The 1560-nt window shown below is 73.7% G+C and carries 1 protein-coding gene; it reads right to left on the bottom strand.

Annotated features, from left to right (window positions below):
* On the bottom strand, window positions 1-1560 hold a 1560-nt coding region (locus EYA84_RS31680; RefSeq protein ID WP_236146077.1), incomplete at both ends, for an ABC transporter ATP-binding protein.

The following is a 1560-nucleotide window of genomic DNA, read 5'->3' on the forward strand; positions in this document are numbered from 1 at the left end:
TCGGTGGCGTACCCGCCGGGCAGCGCGGCGATGAAGTCGTGCGCGCCGATCGCCCGCGCGGCGGCCTCGACGGCGGCGTCGTCGGCGTCCGGCCGACCGAACCGGATGTTCTCCGCGACCGTGCCACCGAACAGGTGGGTCTCCTGGGTGACCAGCACCATCGTCCGGCGCAACTCGGTGTCGGCCACCTGGCGCAGGTCCACGCCGTCGAGGCTGACCGTGCCGCCGGTCGGATCGTGGAACCGGGCCAGCAGCTTGGCGACGGTGGACTTGCCGGCGCCGGTCGGCCCGATCAGCGCCACCGTCTGCCCGGCGGGAATGTCGAGGTCCAGGCCGGTCAGGATCGCCCGCCCGGTGTGGTAGCCGAACGACACGTCCCGGAACTCCACCGCGCCCCGGGTCGGCCCGCGCGGCAGCGGCACCGGCTGCGCGGGCTCGGCGACCTCCGGACGCTCGTCGAGCACCCCGGCGAGCTTCTCCAACGCGGCCGTGGCCGACTGGAGCGAGTTGTAGAACTGGCTCAGCTCCTGCATCGGCTCGAAGAACCGGCGCAGATAGAGCAGGAAGGCCGCGAGTACGCCCACGCCGGTCTCGCCACCCAGCACCCGCGCGCCGCCGTAGCAGAGCACCACCGCCACGGTGACGTTGCCGATCAGCTTGATCCCCGGGGAGTACGTCGCGATCAGGCGGAAGGCGTGCCGGCTGCTGTGCCGGTAGTCGTCGTTGACCGAGGCGAAGATCTGCTGGTTGCGCTCCTGCCGGCGGTACGCCTGCACCGCCCGGATGCCGCGCATCGACTCCACGAAGTGCACGATGACCAGCGCCATCGCCTCTCGGGTCCGGCGGTACGCGGCGGCCGAGGCGCGGGCGAACCAGCGGGACAACCAGAACAGCAGCGGGAAGGCGAGCAGGGTCACCGCCGCCAGCGGCAGGTCCAGCCAGAGCAGGATGCCGGCCACCGACACGATCGTCAGAGCCGCCATCACCAGGCTCTCCACGCCTCCGTCGACCAACTCGGCGATCGAGTCGATGTCGCTGGTCAGGCGCGAGATCATCCGGCCCGAGGTGTACCGCTCGTGGAAGGCCACCGGCAGGCGCAGGAAGTGCGCGTACACCCGCTGGCGCAGGTCGAGCAGGACGGCCTGGCCGATCCGGGCGGAGAGGGCGAGGAAGGCGCGCCGGGCCGCGTACTCGATGCCGGCCGCGGCGGCGAAGGCCACCGCGACCGCGACCAGCGGACCGGGCCGACCCTCGCGCAGCGGGTCGATGGCCCGGTCGATGCCGAGCATCACCAGGTACGGCCCGGACATGGCGGCGGCGTTCTGGGTCAGCAGCAGCGCCACCGCGGCGCCCAGCCGGGCGCGGTGCGGGCGCAGCACGTCGGCCAGCAGCGCCCGGCTGCGGGCGCGCAACCGGGCCACCGCCTCCGGGCTGGTGTCCTCGGCGAGGCTGCGGTCGGCGTGCGGGTCGGGGGCGATGCCGCGCCAGTGCGTCGGGTCGGCGACCGTCGGGCGGGAGGTCTTCGGTGCGGCGGTCGTCGGGCCGGACCGGCTCTGGGTC

This window comes from Verrucosispora sp. SN26_14.1, assembly GCF_004307965.1.
Classification (GTDB): domain Bacteria; phylum Actinomycetota; class Actinomycetes; order Mycobacteriales; family Micromonosporaceae; genus Micromonospora.